At 52.3% G+C, this 721-nt stretch carries 1 protein-coding gene; it reads right to left on the bottom strand.

The genetic code is table 11. The annotated features are described in order from the left end of the window. The coding region (locus tag MTCD1_RS18335) for a glutamine synthetase family protein (protein WP_498067564.1) at positions 1–721 on the bottom strand (721 nt) is incomplete at both ends.

Below are 721 nucleotides of genomic sequence, written 5' to 3'. Positions count from 1 at the left end.
GTGTAGCCGAAGAGAAGGCAAGAATCACGGGTGAAACAAAAGGAGGGATGAGCGGAATGAGCGAGAAGGGGGGGGGGTGGGAAAAGGAGTAAAAGGAACGAGCATCAGTCAACCCACCGCCGATAAAGAAGATTGCCAACTCGCTCAATCCGCCGTACTTATCGCCGGCGAATAGGTTAGTGCCATCTTTGGCCAGCGAGATATGCACGTGCATACCGCTACCATTGTCGCCAACGATAGGTTTAGGCATAAAGGTGGCTGTCTTGCCGTAGACATGGGCGACGTTATGCACTACATATTTTAATACCTGAACTTCATCGGCCTTGAGCGTTAGCGTGTTGAAGCGAGTCGCGATCTCGTTCTGACCGGCCGTCGCAACTTCATGGTGATGAGCCTCGACAACCTGACCCATCTCCTCGAGGATAAGACACATAGCGCTACGGATACCTTGTGAAGAATCGACCGGAGGCACAGGGAAGTATCCGCCCTTAACGCCGGGTCTGTGGCCCGTGTTACCACCTTCGTAGCTGGTTCCTGAGTTCCAGCTGGCTTCTTCGGCGTCTAGCTTATAGAAACAGCCGGACATATCGGAGCCATATTTAACATCGTCAAACAGGAAAAATTCTGGTTCTGGACCGACCAGGACGGTATCTGCTATACCAGTAGAACGCAGGTACTCTTCGGCTTTCTTGGCGATAGAGCGTGGGTCACGGTTATAACC

The sequence above is a fragment of the Colwellia marinimaniae genome (assembly GCF_002207865.1).
In the GTDB taxonomy this organism is placed as follows: domain Bacteria; phylum Pseudomonadota; class Gammaproteobacteria; order Enterobacterales; family Alteromonadaceae; genus Colwellia; species Colwellia marinimaniae.
Note: the sequence above shows the minus strand (reverse complement) of the source record. Positions and strands in the feature narration are given on the sequence as shown.